Below are 19,018 nucleotides of genomic sequence, written 5' to 3'. Positions count from 1 at the left end.
GGTACAAATATGTACCTGCGTGGTAGAACATTGTGAACCGACAATAGAACGTGTTCTAAGGAGTGGTCAATGGGACACGAGGACGAGACGCCCGACAGGGCGCAGCGCAGACGGTCGCCGCCAACCGAACGTGTGGTGCAGGTGCTCGACTTCCTGGTGGCGCGCAAGGAGCACCGCTTCGGTTTGTCGGAACTGGCCCGGCAACTCGACATCAGCAAGCCCACCTGCCTGGGAATCCTCACCGAACTGTGCCGCGGCGGCTATCTCGTCCGGGATCCCGCCACGAAGACGTACGGCCTCGGGCCCGCCCTCATCGCGGCCGGCCGCGCGGCGCAGCAAGGATTCGCGGCCGGGCCGGTGGCGCGCACGCATCTCGCCGTGCTCAGTGAGGAGTTCCGGACCACGTGCACGGCGTCGGCGGTGGTCGGCGACCGCATCGCCGTCCTGGAGCTGACGAGTCCGCCTGGTGTGCGGGCGGCCGCCAAGGTGGGGGAGATGTACCCGTTCGCGCCGCCCGTCGGCCTGATGTACGTGCTGTGGGACGGCGACGACGCGCTGCAGTCGTGGTTGCGCCGGGAGCCGACCCTGCCGGTGCGCCTCGACCGCGACCGGTTGCGCACCGTGGTGGACGAGTGCTCCCGCACCGGGTATCTCGTGGAGACGCTCACCCCGGTCGGTCAGCGCCTGCACACGCTCATGGCCGGGGTCGCCGCGCACGACCTGCCGCCGGAGCTGCGCGACGTGCTCGGTGAGATGGTGTCCAGCCTGGGGGAGCGGGTCTACCTGGACGCCGAGCACGCGGACCCCGCCGCACCGCACCCCGTCAGCCTCATCGCCGCGCCGACGTACGACGCCGAGGGCCATCAGGCCATGGTCCTGACGCTCTATGTGGGCACCGAACTCGCGCCGTCCGACATCGCGCGGCGGGGCAAGGCTCTCGCCGCGGCCGCGGACGCGATCACGGCGGAGGTGGGCGGCCGCCGACCGCGGTGACGAACGGGCATTGACCGCAATCTGAAACACGTTCTATTCTCGGAGGTGCAATCATTTTCGACCGAGCTGGTCCAAATATGGACCAGTGACCGGTAAGGCACTCGCGACGAGGAGTCGCCCATGACCGCACCGCCCGTGTACGAGTTGTCCCACCTCGGCGCGCTCGAAGCCGAAGCCGTGCACATCTTCCGAGAAGTGGCCGCCACGTTCGAGCGTCCGGTTCTGCTGTTCTCCGGCGGCAAGGACTCGGTGGTGATGCTCCACGTGGCCGCCAAGGCGTTCTGGCCCGCACCTCTCCCGTTCGCCGTCATGCACGTCGACACCGGCCACAACTTCGACGAGGTCATCGAGTTCCGCGACCGGACCGTCGACCGCCTCGACCTGCGGATGGTGGTGTCCAGCGTGCAGGACGACATCGACGCAGGCCGCGTCAGCGAGGAGACGGGTCCGCGGGCCAGCCGCAACCGGCTCCAAACCGCGGCGCTGCTGCGCGGGATCCGGGACAACGGTTTCGACGCCATCTTCGGCGGCGCCCGCCGCGACGAGGAGAAGGCCCGCGCGAAGGAGCGGGTGTTCAGCTTCCGCGACGAGTTCGGGCAGTGGGATCCGCGGGCCCAACGACCGGAGCTGTGGAGCCTCTACAACGGCAGGCACCGCAAGGGTGAGCACATCCGGGTGTTCCCGCTGTCGAACTGGACCGAACTCGACATCTGGCAGTACATCAGCGAGGAGAAGATCGAACTGCCGCCCCTGTACTACGCGCACCGCAGGGAGGTCGTGCCCCGCGACGGAATGCTGTTGGCGCACACCCGGTTCCTGACCCTGCTTCCCGGTGACGAGCCGTACGAGGCACTCGTCCGCTTCCGGACCGTCGGCGACGCCACGTGCACGGGCTGCGTCGAGTCGTCGGCAACCACCGCCGAGGCCGTGGTCACCGAGGTCGCCGCGAGCAGGCTGACCGAGCGCGGGGCCACCCGGGCCGACGACCGGATCTCCGAGGCCGGCATGGAAGATCGTAAGAAGGAAGGGTACTTCTGATGCCGCAGCTACTCCGGGTCGCGACCGCGGGCAGCGTCGACGACGGCAAGTCCACCCTGATCGGCCGGCTGCTGTACGACTCGAAGGCGATCTTCGAGGATCAGCTCGAGGCAGTCGAACGCACCAGCCGTGAGCGGGGCGACGAGCACGCCGACCTGGCATTGCTCACCGACGGTCTGCGCGCCGAACGCGAGCAGGGCATCACCATCGACGTCGCGCACCGCTACTTCGCCACACCGCACCGCAAGTTCATCATCGCGGACACGCCGGGGCACGAGCAGTACACCCGGAACATGGTGACCGGCGCGTCGACCGCCGACCTGGCCCTGATCCTCGTCGACGCCCGCAAGGGGATCCTCGAGCAGACGCGCCGCCACGCGTTCATCGCCAGCCTCCTCGGAATTCCGCACCTGGTGCTGTGCGTCAACAAGATGGATCTCGTCGGGTGGTCCGAGGACCGGTTCGAGGAGATCAAGGAGGAGTTCCGGCAGTTCGCGATCAAGCTCGAGGTCCACGACCTCACGTTCATTCCGGTGTCGGCACTGCGCGGCGACAACATCGCGCAACGCACCGTCAACATGCCCTGGTACGAGGGAGGGTCGCTGCTGCACTACCTCGAGCAGGTGCACGTGGCCTCCGACCGCAACCTCATCGACGCGCGGTTCCCGGTGCAGTACGTGGTCCGGCCGCAGCGCCGGACCGATTCCGCGCTGCACGATTTCCGCGGGTACGCAGGCACGGTCGCCAGCGGCGTGTTCAAGCCGGGCGACGAGGTGGTGGCACTGCCGTCCGGATTCACCTCCACCGTCAGCGCCATCTGGGGTCCAGGCGGAACCCGTCTCGACGAGGCGTTCGCACCGTCGGCGGTGTGCGTGCAGCTCGCCGACCAACTGGACGTGAGCCGCGGAGATGTGCTGTGCCGCCCCAACAACCGTCCGCTCGTCGGGCAGGAACTCGACGCGATGGTCTGCTGGTTCAGCGTACAGTCCTCGCTGACACCGGATGCGCGGTACACGCTGCTGCACACCACCCGCGCCACCAGGGCATCCGTCGTGCGGCTCGACTACCGTCTCGACGTGAACACCCTGCACCGCGACGAGTCCGCACAGTCGCTCTCGCTCAACGAGATCGGCCGTATCCAGTTGAGGACGTCGCAGCCGCTGATGTTCGACCCGTACCGCCGCAACCACGTGACGGGCAGTTTCATCCTCGTGGACGAGTCGACCCACAACACCGTCGCCGCCGGCATGATCACCGGGCCGACACTGTCGCGTTCCAAGGTGGTGTGGCACGCCGCGGCCGTCTCGCGGGACGAGCGGGCGACACGGGGTCGCACGGTGTGGCTGACCGGGCTGTCGGCGTCGGGAAAGTCGACGGTCGCGGTGGAACTCGAGCGGCGCCTGGTCGCGGCCGGGGTGCCCGCCTACCGGCTGGACGGCGACAACCTGCGTCACGGTCTCAACGCCGACCTCGGTTTCAGTGCCGAGGACCGCGCCGAGAACGTGCGCCGCGTCGGCGCCGTGGCGCAACTGCTCGCCGACTCCGGGGTGGTCGCGATCGCGTCGCTGATCAGCCCGTACCGCGCCGACCGGGACCGCGTCCGGGAGCAGCACCGGGCTGCCGGGCTCGACTTCGTCGAGGTGTTCGTCGACACTCCGGTGGAACAGTGCGAGGCGCGGGACCCCAAGGGCATGTACGCGAAAGCCCGCGCGGGGGAGATCACCGGATTCACCGGGGTCGACGACCCGTACGAGGCCCCGGAGAACGCCGAACTCGTCCTCCGCCCCGGGGACGGCACGCCGACCGAACAAGCCGAGAGAATTATGGAATTGTTGAGACGTGATCACTGACGCACGACTCGCGGCCGACATCGCCTCCGGTGCCGGTGCCCTGCTGCTGGACATCCGCACCGCGGGACTCGGATCGGCGGACGGGCGTGAACTGGGCAGGCGGGGCGACGTCGCCGCCGATGCGTTCATTCTCGGCAAGCTCTCCGCGGAGCGACCCGGCGACGCGATTCTCTCCGAGGAGTCGGCCGACGACCGGTCGCGGCTGGAGAGTTCGCGGGTGTGGATCATCGACCCGCTCGACGGTTCCAAGGAGTATGGACTGCCCGGGCACTCGGACTGGGCCGTGCACGTCGCGCTGTGGGAACGCGGTCGGGGCATCACGGCGGCAGCGGTCGCGCAACCGGCACTGGGCGCCGTGTATGCCAGTGACGACGACAGCCATGCGGTGCATACCGAACAACTCCCGGCACGACCACGGATCGTCGTGTCCGCCAGCAGGCCGCCTGCCTTCGTCGACGCCGTCGCGACGGAGATCGGCGCCGAGGTCACCACCATGGGTTCGGCCGGAGCGAAGGCGATGGCGGTGCTCCGCGGAGACGTGGACGCCTACATCCACTCGGGCGGGCAGTGGGAATGGGACTCGGCCGCACCCGTCGGCGTCGCCGAGGCCGCGGGCCTGCACTGCTCACGGATCGACGGAACCCCGTTGGACTACAACGAATCCCACCCGTACCTGCCCGACCTCCTGATCTGCCGTCCGGAGCTGGCCCGGCCGCTGCTCGCCGCGATCGCGACACACGCCACCGACACGGCCGACAGCGGCCGGGTCGCGATGGCCAGGGCCTACATCGATGCACTGGTCAGCCACGACGCCACCAAGGTGCGTCTTGCGGACAACGCCTGGCGGGTGGAGAACGGGCAGCACACGGGCGAATCGGGGGCGTTCATCCGGGACGAACTCGAGAACGGCCTGCAGTATCAGGCCATCCAGGCCGTGCGCGAACTCTCCTTCCACGAGTGGGGCGACAACGTGGTGGCCCGGTTCGTGCTCGACCTCGGGGCCACGCCCACCGAGGTGACGTCCGTCCGGATCACGGAACATTTCGACATCCCGGCCGGGGCGATCCAGTCCGTCATGGCCATCATCGAACCGTCCGCGATCGAAAGGGAGAACCGATGACCCCGGATCAACTGGTCACCCAATTCTGTGCCGAGTGGATCGAGCCCGATCCGGCGAAGATCGCGGAGTACTTCGCCGAAGACGCCGTCTATCACAACATTCCGATGGAACCCGTCATCGGTCGTGACGCGATCCGCGAGTTCGTCGCCGGCTTCATCGCGGCCTTCGGCGGCATCGACTTCCGGGTGCACCGGCAGGTCACCGACGGCGGGCAGAGCCCCAACGCCGAGGAATCGAGTGGCGTGGTGATGAACGAGCGGATCGACGTGTTCACGCTGAACGGCAACGTCGTCGAACTGCCCGTCGTCGGTGTCTTCGAGATCACCGACGGCAAGATCACCACCTGGCGCGACTACTTCGACATGGCACCGATCCAGGCTGCTGCCGGCGGTGGATAGCGGCCCGATGATCGCCGTCCCGGCCGGGCGGGTCACGCTGTCGGATCGCCGAACCACCCGCAGCTGGAGCGTGGAGCTGGGTGCCTTCGAGATCGCCGTCCATCCTGTGACGCAGGGAGAGTACGCCGAGGTCACCGGCGAGTGGCCGGGCACGACGCGGGGAACGCGGCTGCCGGTCGACGGAGTGTCGTGGCGGGACGCGATCCTGTTCTGCAACACCCTGTCCGAGCGCGCCGGGCTCGCCACCGCCTATCGGGTGACCGGTGACGACGTCGTGTGGGACACCATGGCCGACGGGTACCGGCTTCCGGCCGAGGCCGAATGGGAACGCGCCTGCCGGGCGGGCACCACGGGTCCGCGGTACGGCCCGCTCGACGCGATCGCGTGGTACCGCGGCAACTCCGACGGCCGGTCGCGGGACGTGGGTGGGAAGCAGCCGAACGCATGGGGCCTGCACGACACCCTGGGCAATGTGTGGGAGTGGTGCTGGGATCTGTACGACCCCGAGGTGTACGGCACGTACCGGGTCCTGCGCGGCGGTGGGTGGTTCGACGAGCACTGGAGTTGCCGTGCCTCCGTGCGGAGGCGCAGTCACCCGACCTACCGCATCGACGACGTCGGATTCCGTCTCGCCCGGGGTGCATCCACTCCTGACTAAATGTTGACGTCAGGTTCAAGTTAGCTCTAGGCTGAGCTCGGGAATATGACGACGGTCACACCCGGAGAGGGCGAGTCTGCATGAGCCAGGTCAACACGGTCCGCGGGCCGATCGACAGCGCCGAACTCGGACGCACCTACATGCACGAGCACGTGTTCGTGCTGACGCCCGACGTGCAACAGAACTACCCGGACGAGTGGGGGAGCGAGGACGAGCGGGTCGCCGACGCGGTCACCAAGCTGCGCGCGCTGGCGGAGCAGGGTGTCCGGACCATCGTCGACCCCACCGTCGTCGGGCTCGGCCGGTACATCCCGCGAATCCAGCGGGTCGCGAAACAGCTTCCCGAGCTGAATATCGTTGCCGCAACAGGGCTGTACACCTACGACGACGTGCCGTTCTTCTTCCACTACCGCGGTCCGGCGCTGGACGCGATCGTGGGGGCCGAGGTTCCCGACCCGATGGTGGACATGTTCGTGAAGGACATCGAAGAGGGGATCGCCGACACCGGGGTCCGCGCGGGACTGCTCAAGTGCGCGATCGACCATCAGGGGCCCACGCCCGGTGTCGAGCGGGTGATGCGGGCCGTCGCGAAGGCGCATCGGCGCACCGGCGTGCCCATCACCGTGCACACTCACCCCGGCAGCGAGGCCGGATTGCACGTCACACGCGTGATGTGCGAAGAGGAGGGGGTGCGGCCGGACCGGATCGTCCTCGGTCACAGCGGAGACAGCACCGACATCGAGCATCTGACCAGCCTCGCCGAGGCCGGCTTCGTCCTCGGGATGGACCGGTTCGGGATCAACCTCGAGACGACGTTCGAAGCCCGCGCCGACACGCTCGTCGAGATGTGCCGCCGGGGATTCGCGGGGCAGATGGTCCTGTCGCAGGACGCCTCCTGCTACATCGACTGGATCGACCCCAACCTGATGGCCGCACTCCCTCAGTGGCACTACCTGCACATCGAGAACGACGTGCTGCCCTACGTCCGCGAGCGGGGTGTGACCGAGAAGATGATCACCGAGATGCTGGTCGAGGTGCCTCGGCGATACTTCGAGAACGTCGACCCCTACTGACATGTCGCGCCCGCGAATTGCACCCACACCACCGGTCACGGCCCGGGGCGTCCGCACCCGCGATCGTCTCGTCGCCGCGGCCCGGGTGGTGTTCGAGCGCGAGGGGTACCTCGACGCCCGTCTCGTCGACATCAGCAAGGAGGCCGGACTCTCGACCGGATCGTTCTACACCTACTTCACCAACAAGGAGGAGGCGTTCGCGGCGGTCGTCGAGGTGACGCAGAACGACCTGCTGCATCCGGGTATGGGACGGGTCGCGGACGAAGGCGACGTGCACGCGGTCGTGGAGGCGAGCATCCGCGCCTACCTGCACGCGTGCCGCCGGAACGCGCGACTGCTGGCCCTGCTCGAGCAGGTCGCGCACGTCGACCCCGCATTCCGCGAACTGGAACGCTCGCGGGACGAGACGTTCTACCGGCGCAACGCGCGTGCGATCGCCGACCTGCAGGACCGCGGTCTCGCCGACGCCTCGCTCGACCCGATGCTGACGTCGAAGGCGTTGTCCGCCATGGTCGGAAGGATGGCCTACAGCTATTTCGTCGGACCGCCGAGCGAGCGGCGATCGCTCACGTTCGAGCAGTTGACCGCCGGACTCGCGCGGATGTGGACGAACGCGCTGCGCGTCCCCGACCGCGTGTGAGGACCGTCAGTAGCCGGGTGCGTGGAGGATGCGCAGAACGAGGTCGGCGTTGATGTCGCCCAGTTCCTCCGGCGTGAATTCGCCGTCGGGGCTGTACCACCGGCAGATGTCCACCGCGAGCGACATGATCGCCAGAACCGCGACGCGGGGGTCGGGGATCAGGAACACCCCCTGATCGATCCCGTTCTGCACCTCTCGAATTGCCGCGACCCGGATCTGGAGCCGGGTCTCGGCGACCACCTCGCGGTGTTCGGGGTCGAGATGTCTGCTCTCGTACTGGGCGATGCGCGCGCGGCGGAAGTTCCGGGCGTGCATGATGCTGAATTCGCGGACCAGTGCCCGGACGCGGTCGATGGGGTCGGTGAACGGCGCCACGGCCTTCAGCACCAGCGCGAGCGCGCGCTCGTTCGACCGGCGGACGAGCTGGAACAGCAGATCTTCCTTGGAAGGGAAGTGCACGTACATCGCGGAGGGGCTCATCCCGGCCATGGTGGAGATGTCCCTCGTGCGGGTGGCTTCGAAACCCTTGTCGGAGAACAGTGTCGTCGCCGCCCGGAGCAGGCGTTCCTCGGATGTCGGCGGACCAGGGCTCGGCTCCTCGGTCGCGGACACGTCGTCTCGCAGTTCGGTCATCGGTGGTCCTCTCCGCCGCATCGAGCTTCGTCGCCATCGGCGGGATCCGGCAAGATCAATCCCCTCGAGTGATTGACATCACACAGCTATTCAAACACACTAAGCAAGCGCTCACTGACTTGAAGTTGGCGTCATGTTCTGAAAAATCTGACTCCCACATCCATACGAAGACCTATCCCGAGGAGTGATCGGATGACTACATCCGCGGTGCAGCCGAGTAAGGACGCAGCCGGCGACACAGCCGTCTCGCGCAAGCGTGCGCATCGGAAACTGCTTGCGGCGGGACTCGTCGGCAGCTCGATCGAGTGGTACGACTTCTTCCTGTACGGAACCGCTGCGGCACTGGTCTTTCCCCACGTCTTCTTCCCCGACTCGTCGGCGTTGATGGGCACCCTGCTCTCGTTCAGCACGTTCTGGGCGGGCTTCGTCGCACGCCCACTCGGCGGCCTCGTCGCCGGCCACTTCGGCGACAAGTACGGCCGCAAGCCGGCCGTCGTCACCTGCCTGCTGTTCATGGGACTGGCGACATTCCTCATCGGCTGCCTTCCGGGCGCCGCGACCATCGGCGTCGCAGCCCCGATCCTGCTGGTGGTCCTGCGGTTCGTCCAGGGCCTGGCGTGCGGTGGTCAATGGGGTGGGATCGTCCTGCTGCTGACCGAATCGGCGAGCCCCAAGCGCAGGGGATTCTCCGGGACCTTCGGCCAGATGGGCGTCTCCTTCGGCGTCCTGCTCGGCAACCTGGTGTTCCTCGGCGCCACCGCGGCGATCTCGAACGAGGCGTTCCTCAGCTGGGGCTGGCGGATCCCGTTCTTCGCGAGCGCACTGTTGTTCCCGGTCGTGCTCTACATCCAGACCAAGGTCGAGGACACCCCCGAATTCCGGGACCTGCAGGAGGAGGCGCAGAAGAAGAACGAGACCGTCGTCCGCGCACCGCTGACGGAGGCGATCAAGGAACACTGGCGCAAGATCCTGCTCGGCTGCGGCCTGCTCGCGGCCACCAACTCCCTGTTCTACATCTCCATCGCCGGTGTGCTCAGCTACGGCACCGCGGAACTGGGAATGAAGCGCAACGACCTGCTCGCGATCTCGCTGCTCAGCGCCGGACTCACGGTCGGTGTCGTGCTGTGGTCCGGGCACATGTCCGACAAGATCGGGCGCAGGCCGATGATCCTGATCGGCGCGGCGATGATCATCGTGTGGGCGTTCCCGTACTTCTGGCTGATCAACACCCGGAACCTGCTGCTGTTCTTCATCGCCGTCACGGTCGGCAGCGTCTTCCAGTCCATGACATACGGGCCGATCGCCGCGTACATGGGTGAACTGTTCGCTCCCAACGTCCGGTACTCGGCGGCCTCCCTCGCGTACCAGCTGGCGGCGATCACGGTCAGCGGCGGCACTCCGTTCATCATGACCGCGCTGATCGCCAAGACCGGAACCACCACGTTCGTCGCCGTCTTCGTCGCACTGATGGGGCTGGTCACGTTCCTCTGCGCGTGGAAGCTCCGCGAGACCAACACCGCCGAGGTGCGGAACGATCCCACCGCCGTACCCGGCGCCCAGTTCTACTGACCGGCACTACAAGGCGACGTGGGGTGGCTGGGACCCAGCCACCCCACAGCCGTCAGTTCGGCACCGTCAGCACGATCCGGCCCTCGCAGTCCCCGGATTCGAGCAGGCGGTGCGCCTCGGCGGCCTGCGCCAGCGGCAGCGTGGTGTGCGGCATGCTCACCGTGCCCGCGGCCACCCACTCGATCGCGCGGCGCGCGGCGGCCTCCGCGGCGGTCGGATCCTGCATCAGCAGTCCGCCGACGTTGAAACCCAGGACGGCGCGGTTGGCGAGCCACAACTCGTTGGCACCGACTCGCACGTCGTCCTCTCCGCTCGCATTGCCCACGGCGAGAAGCCGGCCCAGCGGCGCGAGCACCTCGAGGCTCTCGGCACGCAGCCGGCCGCCGACCGGGTCCACGACGATGTCCACCGAATCGATGCCCGCGTCCGACAGGGCGCTGCGAAATCCGTTGCTCGACACCACCAGGTCGTATCCGTACCGCTCGGCCTCCGCGGCACGTCGGGCAGACCGAACCGTGCCCAGCACCTGCGCGGTGCCGAGCCGACGGGCCACCTGCGCGGTGATGCCCGACAGGGCACCTGCGGCGCCGTGGATCAGCACCTGGCTTCCCGGACCGACATTGCCCACGAGTTCCAGTGACAGCAGCGCCGTAGTGGTGTTCGGGACCAGCGCCACCGCCTCGGCGGCATCGAGGCGAGGGTCCACGGAATCGAGCGGGATCGTGATGGCCGCATCGGCCACCGACACCTCCGCATAGCCGCCCGCGGTGGGGCGAGAGAGCGTCACGACAGGCTGGCCGGCCCGCAGATGGTGCACGCCGGCACCGACTTCCCGCACTGTTCCCGCCACCTCGAGGCCCGGCACGATCGGTGGTGTCCCGCCGAACTCACCACGACGCATGAGGACGTCCGCCAACCCGACCGCGGCGTGCGAGACATCGATACTCACCTGGCCGGGCCCCGGCTCCGGAACGGCGAGCTCGGCCGTCTCGAGGACGTCTACTTCGCCGAAACGTGAAATGGTGATCGCGCGCATGGCCTACCTCGTCATCTCGTCGTCGCACGGGTACGGCCGCCACCGTAGTACGGTGACGGCCGCGACGAGCCCTTCCGAGCGTGCTGTCAGTGGTTGCCGATCTGCAGCACGAGCTTGCCGGTGTTGGCGCCGTCGAACAGCAGATTGAGTGTGCGGCCGAAGGCCTCGACGCCCCCGGTCTCGACCTGTTCGCGGGTCACGATCTCGCCGGCGCGGATCCACTCCGACATCGCCTCCATGCCCTCGGGGAACCGGTCGAGGTAGTCGAACACGATGAACCCCGTCATCGACGCCCGGTTGACCAGTAGCGACAGGTACCGGGACGGGCCGGGCTGCGGGTCGGTGGCGTTGTATCCGGAGATTGCACCGCACAGCGCGACCCGGGCGTTCTTGCGGAGCCGGGCCAGTGCGGCGTCGAGGATCTCGCCGCCGACGTTGTCGAAGTAGATGTCGATTCCGTCCGGTGCGGCGGCGCGCAGGGCCTTGCCGACCGATTCGGACTTGTAGTCGATCGCCACGTCGAAACCCAGCTCCTCCGTCAGCCACGCGCACTTCTCCGGGCCGCCGGCGATGCCGATCACCGTGGCGCCCTTCAGCTTGGCGATCTGCCCGGCGATACTCCCGACCGCTCCGGCCGCCCCCGAGATGAGCACGGTGTCCCCCTTCTCCAGCTTGCCGATGTCGGTGAGGCCGAAGTAGGCGGTCATCCCCGGGAACCCGAGCGCGCCCAGCCACGTCGGCGCCGGGGCGAGCGACTCGTCGACCGCGAGTGCGCCGCGGCCGTCGGAGAGCGCGAACTCCTGCACGCCGAACTGTCCGGAGACGAGCTGTCCCTCCGGGAACTTCGCGTTCTTCGACGCCACCACCCGGCCGACGGCGTGGGTGCGCATCACCTCACCGATCGCCACCGGCGGCACGTACGACTTCACGTCGTCGAGCCACCCGCGCATCGCGGGATCGAGGGACACGTAGTCCACCTTCACGGTGAATTCGCCGTCCGCGGGTTCGGGGATCGGTTCCGAGGTGATCTCCCAGGTGGAGTCGTCGGGACGGCCGACCGGACGCTTCGCCAGTCGAACCTGTCTGTTCAGGGATGTCACGGTGTTCACCTTTCGGGTACCTCTGCGGTCAGTGCGTCGTTCTTCAGTGCGGTCCGGTCGATCGACCGCTTGAGGATCTTTCCGGTCGACCCCTTCGGGAGGGAATCGACGATCGCGACGATCCGGGGAATCTTGTATGCGGACAGTCGTTCCCGCGCCCAGCTGGTCAGTTCGCCGCCGTCCAGACCGGAACCGGGGACGGTGGCCACGACCGCGGCCACCTCCTCGCCGTAGTGATCGTCGGGAACACCCACGACGGCGGCCTCGAGGATGTCGGGGTGTGTGTACAACACCTCCTCGACTTCACTCGGGTACACGTTGTAGCCGCCGCGGATGATGAGGTCCTTGGCCCGGTCGACGATGCGCAGATCCCCGTCCGCATCGATCTCGCCCAGATCCCCCGTGCGCAGCCAGCCGTCCGAGTCCAGGACGGCCGCGGTGTCGGACGGCCGGTTCCAGTAACCCTTCATCACGGTCGCCCCCTTCACGAACACCTCGCCGACGGTGCCGGGAGGGCAGGCGGTGTTGTCGTGGTCCCGCACCTGGACCTCCAGCCGGGGAACCGCGCGTCCGGTGAAGCCGATCTTTCCGCCGCGGTCGATGTCGTTGAACGTGCCGAACGCGGTGGTCTCGGTGAGCCCGTATCCCTCGAGGATGGTGCACCCGAAGCGGGACTCGAATTCGCGGGCCACTTCGCCCGGCAGAGACGCGCCCCCGGAGATGGCGATGCGGAGTTGCGTGAAGTCCTGCGAGTCGGCGCCGTCGGCGGCGTGGAGCATCGCGTTCCACATCGTCGGCACCCCGGCCATGATCGTGAGGTGGTCGCGTCGGAGGAGAGCGAGCATCGCGGCCGGGTCGAACCGGGCCAGCAGCGACAGCGACCCGCCGCCCGTGAACGTCGCCATCATGACCGAGGCCTGGCCGAAGACGTGGAACAGCGGAAGCCCGGTGCCCGTCCGGTCGTCGGTCGAGCCGCGACTGCATTCGGCGCCGATCTCACCGCCGGACAGCAGGTTCCCGACCGTCAGCTCCGCGCCCTTCGGCCGCCCGGTGGTGCCGGACGTGTAGAGGACGGCGGCGGTGTCGTCGCGGTCCCGCTCGACGACGGGAACCGGCTCGGCGTCCGGTGCGGCGGCGTCGGGTGCGAGCGTCCAGACGGGGATGTCCAACGCGGATGCGGCGTCGCCGATCGCGGGCCCGAGTTCGTGCCACACGACGGCGAGCGCGGCGCCGGCGTCGGTGAGAACGTACTCGGACTCGGGCCGGGTGGACATCGTGTTCACGGGGACCACGACGCACCCCGCCGCCTGAATTCCCAGATACGCCACCACGAACTCGGGCACGGAGGGTGCGGCCAGGAGAATTCTGTCGCCGGGGGACAGGCCCGCTTCGGTGAGTGCTCCCGCATACCGGGTGCTCGCGTCGCGCAACTGTCCGTAGGTCAGGGTACTGTCCGCACCCCGTAGTGCGATGTTGCCGGGAGTGGCGTCCGCGTGGCGGGACACCGGATCGATCACATTTGCCATGTCGTCAACCTCCGACGCGGTACAGGGGTTTTCCGGCCTCGACGGCACGGGCGGTTATCCGGCCTCGACGACGCGGGCGACGGACTCGGACACGACCACCGGCTTGTCGGAGCCCTCGCGTTCGACGACCTGGCTCATCGTCACCTGGATGCCGCCCCCGACCTGTTCCGCGGACTGCACGGTGGCGCGCATGCGGATGCGTGAACCCACCGGCACCGGCGCGGGGAAACGGACCTTGTTGTAGCCGTAGTTCAGGCTGTGGGCGAAACCGTCGAACCGCAGCAGGGTCGCCGACAGCGCCGGTCCGAGGGACAGGCTGTACAGCCCGTGCGCGATGGTGCCGCCGAGTGGGCTGGCGGCGGCGCGCTCGGGATCGATGTGGATCCACTGGTGGTCGCCGGTCGCGTCGGCGAAGGCGTTGACGCGTTCCTGGGTGACGTCGTGCCAGTCGGTGGGGCCCAGCTCCTTGCCGATCAACGCCGTGAGCTCGTCGAAGCTCGCGGGGCGAACGGGCAGTGCGGTGGTGTCGGTCATCTGTCTCCCTCGATTCCGGGTGGTGCAGGGCCTGGATGTGTCACGTTGGCTGCGTCGAACTTCGAGGTGTTCGCCGAACTCCGACACTTGAACTTGACGACGGATTCAACTATACAAAAGAGAGACGCGAGTCACAACGCACGGCGAAGGAGAGGACACCTCGTGAAGGTTGCACAGAAGGTCGCCATCGTGACCGGCGGTGGAGGCGGAATCGGCGGGGCGATCGCGGACCGTCTCGCCGACCAGGGCGCCAAGGTGCTGGTCGCCGATCTCGACCCGAACGCCGCCGCCGCGGTTGCGGACGGAATCAACGCACGTCACCCCGGAACGGCCGTCGCCGAAGGCGCCGACGTCGCGGACGCCGATCAGATCCGCCGCATCATCGATCGCGCGGAGACCGAGTTCGGCCCGGTCGATCTCTACTTCGCCAACGCCGGCATCGCGGGAGCACCCGGCCTCGACGCCGACGACGCCGGCTGGGATCTCGCGATCGACGTCAACGTCCGCGCCCACATCCGCGCCGCCCAGCAGCTCGTGCCGAAGTGGGTCGAGCGGGGCGAGGGGTACTTCGTGTCGACCGCGTCCGCGGCCGGGCTCCTCACTCAAATCGGCTCGGCCACCTACGCGGTCACCAAGCACGCGGCCGTAGCGTTCTCCGAATGGCTGTCGGTCACCTATGGGGACAACGGAGTTCGCGTCAGCTGCCTCTGTCCGATGGGCGTCGAGACGAAGTTGATGCGCTCCGGCGAGAACTCGGGTGATCCACTCGGCGTCGCGGCCACCCGCGCCGTCGTCTCGGCAGGCGACGTGCTGCAGCCCGAGCAGGTCGCCGACATCGTGCTCGACGCCGTGGACCGGGAGACGTTCCTGATCCTGCCCCACGAGAGCGTCCTCACCATGTACCGGCAGAAGGGATCCGACTACGACCGCTGGCTGCGCGGGATGCGCCGCTACCAGAGTTCGCTGCTGGAGCGCGCGTGACACCCGAGCACGCAGACCTGGTCCTCGCCGAGCGGCGCGGACCGGTCCTGGTGCTGACGTTCAACCGGCCGGACAAGCTGAACGCCTGGACCGACGACCTCGAGGACCGGTACTTCACGCTGCTCGGCGACGCAGAGGACGCCCCGGACGTCCGCGCGATCGTGGTGACCGGAGCCGGGCGCGGGTTCTGCGCCGGCGCCGACCTCGGACGCCTGCAGGCCGTCGGTGACGTGTCCGAAGCGGACCTCCTCCGGCCGCGCCCCCGCGACCTTCCCGCGACACTGCGTAAACCGCTGATCGGGGCGATCAACGGGGTCGCCGCCGGTCTCGGAATGGTGGAGGCCCTCTACTGCGACGTCCGGTTCGCCTCGGCGTCCGCCCGGTTCACGACCGCCTTCGCCAAGCGGGGACTGATCGCCGAATACGGCATCTCCTGGCTGCTGCCCCGGCTCGTGGGACGCAGCCGCGCCACCGACCTGCTGCTGTCGAGCCGCATGGTCGATGCCGAGGAGGCGTTGCGCATCGGACTCGTCGACCACCTCATGCCGGACGGTTCGGTCGTCGACGCCGCGGTCGCCTATGCCGAACAGCTGGCGACGCACTGCTCCCCGACGTCGATGGCCGTCATCAAGGACCAATTGCAGAACGATGCGGACGGCACCTACGCCGAGTCCGTGGCCCGAGCGGAAGGCCTGATGTTGCAGGCGTTCCGCGGAGCCGATCTCGTCGAGGGCGTACAGAGTCACCTCGACAAGCGCACACCCACGTTTCCCTCACTACCCGTCAGGAGTTCCCATGTCCCTGTTTGACATCTCGGATCGCGCCCAGCAGTTGCAGATCGATCTGCTGGAGTTCATGGATTCGCATGTGTATCCGGCGGAGGCGGTGTATGAGGAGCAGATGCGGGAGTCGGGGGATCCGCATTTCCAGCCGCCGGTGTTGGAGGAGTTGAAGGTTGAGGCGCGGCGTCGGGGGTTGTGGAATCTGTTTCATCCGCATCCGGGGACGGGTGCGGGGTTGACGAATCTCGAGTATGCGCCGTTGGCGGAGATCATGGGGCGCAGTCATATCGCGTCGGAGGCGTGTAATTGTAATGCGCCGGATACGGGCAATATGGAGGTGCTCGAGTTGTTCGGTACGGCCGAGCACAAGGAGAAGTATCTGACGCCGTTGCTGGAGGGGACGATGGCGTCGGCGTTCGCGATGACGGAGCCGGCGGTGGCGAGTTCGGATGCGACGAATGTGGAGTTGTCGATGGTCCGGGACGGTGACGAGTATGTGCTGAACGGGCGGAAGTGGTTCGCGTCGAATGCGTTGCATCGGAATTGCCGGGTGTTGATCGTGATGGGGAAGACGGATCCGTCGGCGGCGCCGCATCGGCAGCAGTCGATGATGGTGGTGCCGATCGATGCGCCGGGGGTGACGGTGATGCGGGGGTTGCCGGTGTTCGGGTATCAGGATCGTGAGGGGCATGCGGAGATCGACTTCGCGGATGTTCGGGTGCCGGTCAAGGATGTGTTGAAGGGCGAGGGGGAGGGTTTCGCGATTTCGCAGGCGCGGTTGGGTCCGGGTCGGATTCACCATTGCATGCGGGCGATCGGGATGGCGGAGCGGGCGTTGGAGTTGATGTGTCGTCGGGCGTCGTCGCGGGTGACGTTCGGGAAGCCGGTCAGTGAGAATGCGAATATTCAGGATTGGATTGCGGAGGCGCGGATCGAGATCGAGATGATCCGGTTGTTGACGCTGAAGGCGGCGTATCTGATGGATACGGTGGGGAACAAGGAGGCGCGGACGGAGATCGCGGCGATCAAGGTGGCGGCTCCGAATATTGCGTTGAAGATTGTGGATCGGGCGATTCAGGTGCACGGTGGGGCCGGTGTCACCGACGACTTCCCGCTCGCCATGGCCTGGGCGCACCTGCGAACCCTGCGCCTGGCGGACGGTCCCGACGAGGTCCACAAGCGCGCCATCGCGCGGCAGGAACTCCGGCAGTACCGCGACACCGCCGTCAGCGCCTCCACCAACGGACACAAGGTTGCGGTGAGCTGACATGGTCGGTCTCGACCTCACCGGGCGCACCGCGATCGTCACCGGCGCGTCGCGGGGCATCGGCCTGGCCGTCGCCAAGGCCATCGCGGCCGCCGGCGGCAACGTGGTGCTCACCTCACGGTCCCAGGAATCGGCCGATGCCGCCGCGGCCGAGGTCGGGGGCACCGCGATCGGAATCGCCGCCCACGCCGTCGACGAAGAAGCCGCCCGGCGCTGCGTCGACGTCACCCTCGAACGCTTCGGCAGCCTGGACATCCTGGTCAACAATGCGGGGACGAACCCGTCGTTCGGGCCGATCATCGACCAGGACCACGCGCGATTCGCCAAGACCTTCGACGTGAACCTGTGGGCTCCGGTGCTGTGGACGGGGCTCGCCACGAAGGCATGGATGGGCGAGCACGGCGGCGCCGTGGTCAACACCGCCTCCATCGGCGGCATGGCGTTCGAGGCGAACATCGGTCTGTACAACGCGTCCAAGGCCGCGCTGATCCATCTCACCAAGCAACTGGCACTGGAACTCTCACCGAGGGTGCGGGTCAATGCCGTCGCTCCCGGTGTGGTGCGGACCAAGCTCGCCGAGGCGCTGTGGAAGGAACACGAGCCGGCCGTGTCGGCGTCCACGGCGCTGGGGCGGATCGGCGAACCCGCGGACATCGCGTCCGCGGTCGCGTTCCTCGTCTCCGATGCCGCGAGCTGGATCACCGGCGAAACCATGGTGATCGACGGCGGTCAACTGCTCGGCGACGCCCTCCCGTTCCGGCAGGGGGCCCAGCTCGGTGTCTAGCGTGGACGTCGTCGGCATCGACACCGAGGCCGTGAGCCGCTGGTTCGGCACGCTCGGCATCGACAGTGCCGGACCGCTGACCTTCGGCCGGATCGGACTCGGCCAGTCGAACCTCACCTACCTGGTCCAGGACCGGGCGGGCGGCAGATGGGTGCTCCGGCGTCCACCCCTCGGACACCTGCTGGCGTCGGCCCACGACGTCGCCCGCGAGGCTCGGGTCCTCTCCGCCCTCGAGGACACCGTGGTGCCCACCCCGCGGGTGTTCGGACTCACCGACGACCCGGAGGTGAGCGAGGTACCGCTGCTGCTGATGGAGTTCGTCGACGGACAGGTCGTCGATCGCATGTCGATCGCGGAGTCCCTGACCCAGGAACGCCGCCGGGCGATCGGTCTGTCGCTGCCGCGGACGCTCGCGAAGATCCACGCGGTGGACCTCGACCGGACCGGGTTGACCGACCTGGCCAGCCACAAGCCGTACGCGCAGCGTCAGCTCAAGCGGTGGTCGGGGCAGTGGGAGAAGTCGAAGACCCGCGAGCTGCCCGCCCTCGACGACCTGACGCGACGGCTCGCCGCCTCGGTGCCGGAGCAGCGGGAACTGACACTGGTGCACGGCGACTTCCACCTGCGCAACGTCATCACCTCCCACGAGACCGGGGAGGTGACCGCGGCCCTGGACTGGGAGTTGTGCACCCTCGGCGACCCCCTCGCCGACGTCGGCAGCCTGCTCGCGTACTGGCCGGAGCCGGGCGAGACGACCGGCGGCGACTTCCCTGCGTCCACCCTCGACGGTTTCCCGGACCGGGTGGAGATCGCCGGGGTGTACCTCGACGAGACCGGCCGCGACCCGAAAGCCCTCGCGTTCTGGCACGTCCTCGGCCTGTGGAAGGTCGCGGTCATCGCGGAGGGCGTCATGCGCCGCGCGCGGGACGAACCGCAGAACAAGGCGGCCGCGGGCACCCCGACCGTCGAGCGCATCGACGACCTGGTGGCCAAGGCGTGCGACATCGCCGCCCGGGCCGGAATCTGATCGAACGAC

19 protein-coding genes are annotated in these 19,018 nt (G+C 68.0%); 14 read left to right on the top strand and 5 right to left on the bottom strand.

The features are described from left to right. Positions 1-69 precede the first annotated feature (69 nt). The 8 genes from FND50_RS25920 (at position 70) to FND50_RS25885 (ending at position 7,770) form a co-directional block, all read left to right on the top strand. Positions 70-993, top strand: coding sequence for a helix-turn-helix domain-containing protein (locus FND50_RS25920; protein ID WP_144287582.1), 924 nt, complete (start codon positions 70-72; stop codon positions 991-993). A gap of 120 nt (positions 994-1,113) precedes the next feature. Further along, the gene (gene cysD, locus FND50_RS25915) at positions 1,114-2,031 is read left to right on the top strand and encodes a sulfate adenylyltransferase subunit CysD (RefSeq protein ID WP_005264578.1); all 918 of its coding nucleotides are present in this window, start codon (positions 1,114-1,116) and stop codon (positions 2,029-2,031) included. Then, positions 2,031-3,881, top strand: a complete 1,851-nt coding sequence (gene cysC, locus FND50_RS25910; RefSeq protein WP_144287581.1) for an adenylyl-sulfate kinase — start codon at positions 2,031-2,033, stop codon at positions 3,879-3,881. Before cysD ends, cysC begins: the two co-directional genes overlap by 1 nt. Then, complete coding sequence (locus FND50_RS25905) at positions 3,871-5,001, top strand: 3'(2'),5'-bisphosphate nucleotidase CysQ (RefSeq protein ID WP_005264576.1); 1,131 nt, start codon at positions 3,871-3,873, stop codon at positions 4,999-5,001. Before cysC ends, FND50_RS25905 begins: the two co-directional genes overlap by 11 nt. Next, positions 4,998-5,399, top strand: coding sequence for a nuclear transport factor 2 family protein (locus FND50_RS25900; protein WP_005252906.1), 402 nt, complete (start codon positions 4,998-5,000; stop codon positions 5,397-5,399). Before FND50_RS25905 ends, FND50_RS25900 begins: the two co-directional genes overlap by 4 nt. Before the next feature lie 7 nt (positions 5,400-5,406). Next, positions 5,407-6,057: an SUMF1/EgtB/PvdO family nonheme iron enzyme gene (locus tag FND50_RS25895; RefSeq protein ID WP_144287580.1), complete on the top strand. Its 651-nt coding sequence runs from the start codon at positions 5,407-5,409 to the stop codon at positions 6,055-6,057. 80 nt (positions 6,058-6,137) lie between these two features. Next, positions 6,138-7,130, top strand: a complete 993-nt coding sequence (locus tag FND50_RS25890; RefSeq protein WP_144287579.1) for a phosphotriesterase — start codon at positions 6,138-6,140, stop codon at positions 7,128-7,130. A 1-nt stretch (position 7,131) separates the two neighbouring features. Continuing rightward, the gene (locus FND50_RS25885; RefSeq protein WP_005252917.1) at positions 7,132-7,770 is read left to right on the top strand and encodes a TetR/AcrR family transcriptional regulator; all 639 of its coding nucleotides are present in this window, start codon (positions 7,132-7,134) and stop codon (positions 7,768-7,770) included. Positions 7,771-7,776: 6 nt separating this feature from the next. On the opposite strand, the gene FND50_RS25880 is transcribed toward FND50_RS25885, so the two are convergent. Continuing rightward, positions 7,777-8,403, bottom strand: a complete 627-nt coding sequence (locus FND50_RS25880) for a TetR/AcrR family transcriptional regulator (RefSeq protein ID WP_144287578.1) — start codon at positions 8,401-8,403, stop codon at positions 7,777-7,779. Positions 8,404-8,595: 192 nt separating this feature from the next. Here FND50_RS25880 and FND50_RS25875 point away from each other — a divergent pair, with 192 nt between their 5' ends. Then, complete coding sequence (locus FND50_RS25875; RefSeq protein ID WP_144287577.1) at positions 8,596-9,972, top strand: MFS transporter; 1,377 nt, start codon at positions 8,596-8,598, stop codon at positions 9,970-9,972. 52 nt (positions 9,973-10,024) lie between these two features. Here FND50_RS25875 and FND50_RS25870 read toward each other — a convergent pair whose 3' ends face one another. From FND50_RS25870 to FND50_RS25855, 4 genes are all read right to left on the bottom strand, one after another. Beyond that, positions 10,025-11,008: a zinc-binding dehydrogenase gene (locus tag FND50_RS25870; RefSeq protein ID WP_144287576.1), complete on the bottom strand. Its 984-nt coding sequence runs from the start codon at positions 11,006-11,008 to the stop codon at positions 10,025-10,027. An 86-nt stretch (positions 11,009-11,094) separates the two neighbouring features. Beyond that, positions 11,095-12,108: an NADP-dependent oxidoreductase gene (locus tag FND50_RS25865; RefSeq protein WP_144287575.1), complete on the bottom strand. Its 1,014-nt coding sequence runs from the start codon at positions 12,106-12,108 to the stop codon at positions 11,095-11,097. Between the two features lie 5 nt (positions 12,109-12,113). After that, positions 12,114-13,634, bottom strand: a complete 1,521-nt coding sequence (locus tag FND50_RS25860; RefSeq protein ID WP_144287574.1) for an AMP-binding protein — start codon at positions 13,632-13,634, stop codon at positions 12,114-12,116. A gap of 54 nt (positions 13,635-13,688) precedes the next feature. After that, entirely contained in the window at positions 13,689-14,168 is a 480-nt protein-coding gene (locus FND50_RS25855) for a MaoC family dehydratase (protein WP_005252926.1), read from the bottom strand. A gap of 162 nt (positions 14,169-14,330) precedes the next feature. Here FND50_RS25855 and FND50_RS25850 point away from each other — a divergent pair, with 162 nt between their 5' ends. From FND50_RS25850 to FND50_RS25830, 5 genes are read left to right on the top strand one after another with little or no spacing between them, the layout of a single operon-like run. After that, positions 14,331-15,149 carry an SDR family oxidoreductase gene (locus FND50_RS25850; protein WP_144287573.1) on the top strand — a complete coding sequence of 273 codons (819 nt, stop codon included), beginning with the start codon at positions 14,331-14,333 and terminating at the stop codon, positions 15,147-15,149. After that, on the top strand, positions 15,146-15,958 hold the full coding sequence (locus FND50_RS25845; RefSeq protein ID WP_144287572.1) for an enoyl-CoA hydratase-related protein: 813 nt from the start codon (positions 15,146-15,148) through the stop codon (positions 15,956-15,958). The genes FND50_RS25850 and FND50_RS25845 overlap by 4 nt, the downstream gene beginning before the upstream one ends. Beyond that, on the top strand, positions 15,945-17,198 hold the full coding sequence (locus FND50_RS25840; RefSeq protein WP_065491809.1) for an acyl-CoA dehydrogenase family protein: 1,254 nt from the start codon (positions 15,945-15,947) through the stop codon (positions 17,196-17,198). The genes FND50_RS25845 and FND50_RS25840 overlap by 14 nt, the downstream gene beginning before the upstream one ends. Position 17,199: 1 nt before the next feature. Then, positions 17,200-17,982, top strand: a complete 783-nt coding sequence (locus tag FND50_RS25835; RefSeq protein ID WP_144287571.1) for an SDR family oxidoreductase — start codon at positions 17,200-17,202, stop codon at positions 17,980-17,982. After that, entirely contained in the window at positions 17,975-19,009 is a 1,035-nt protein-coding gene (locus FND50_RS25830) for a phosphotransferase family protein (RefSeq protein WP_144287570.1), read from the top strand. Before FND50_RS25835 ends, FND50_RS25830 begins: the two co-directional genes overlap by 8 nt. Positions 19,010-19,018 lie beyond the last annotated feature (9 nt).

This window comes from Rhodococcus sp. WB9 (genome assembly GCF_007558985.1).
Lineage (GTDB): Bacteria > Actinomycetota > Actinomycetes > Mycobacteriales > Mycobacteriaceae > Rhodococcus_F > Rhodococcus_F opacus.
The sequence above is the reverse complement of the archived record's forward strand: the minus strand, read 5'-3'. Positions and strand labels throughout refer to the sequence as shown.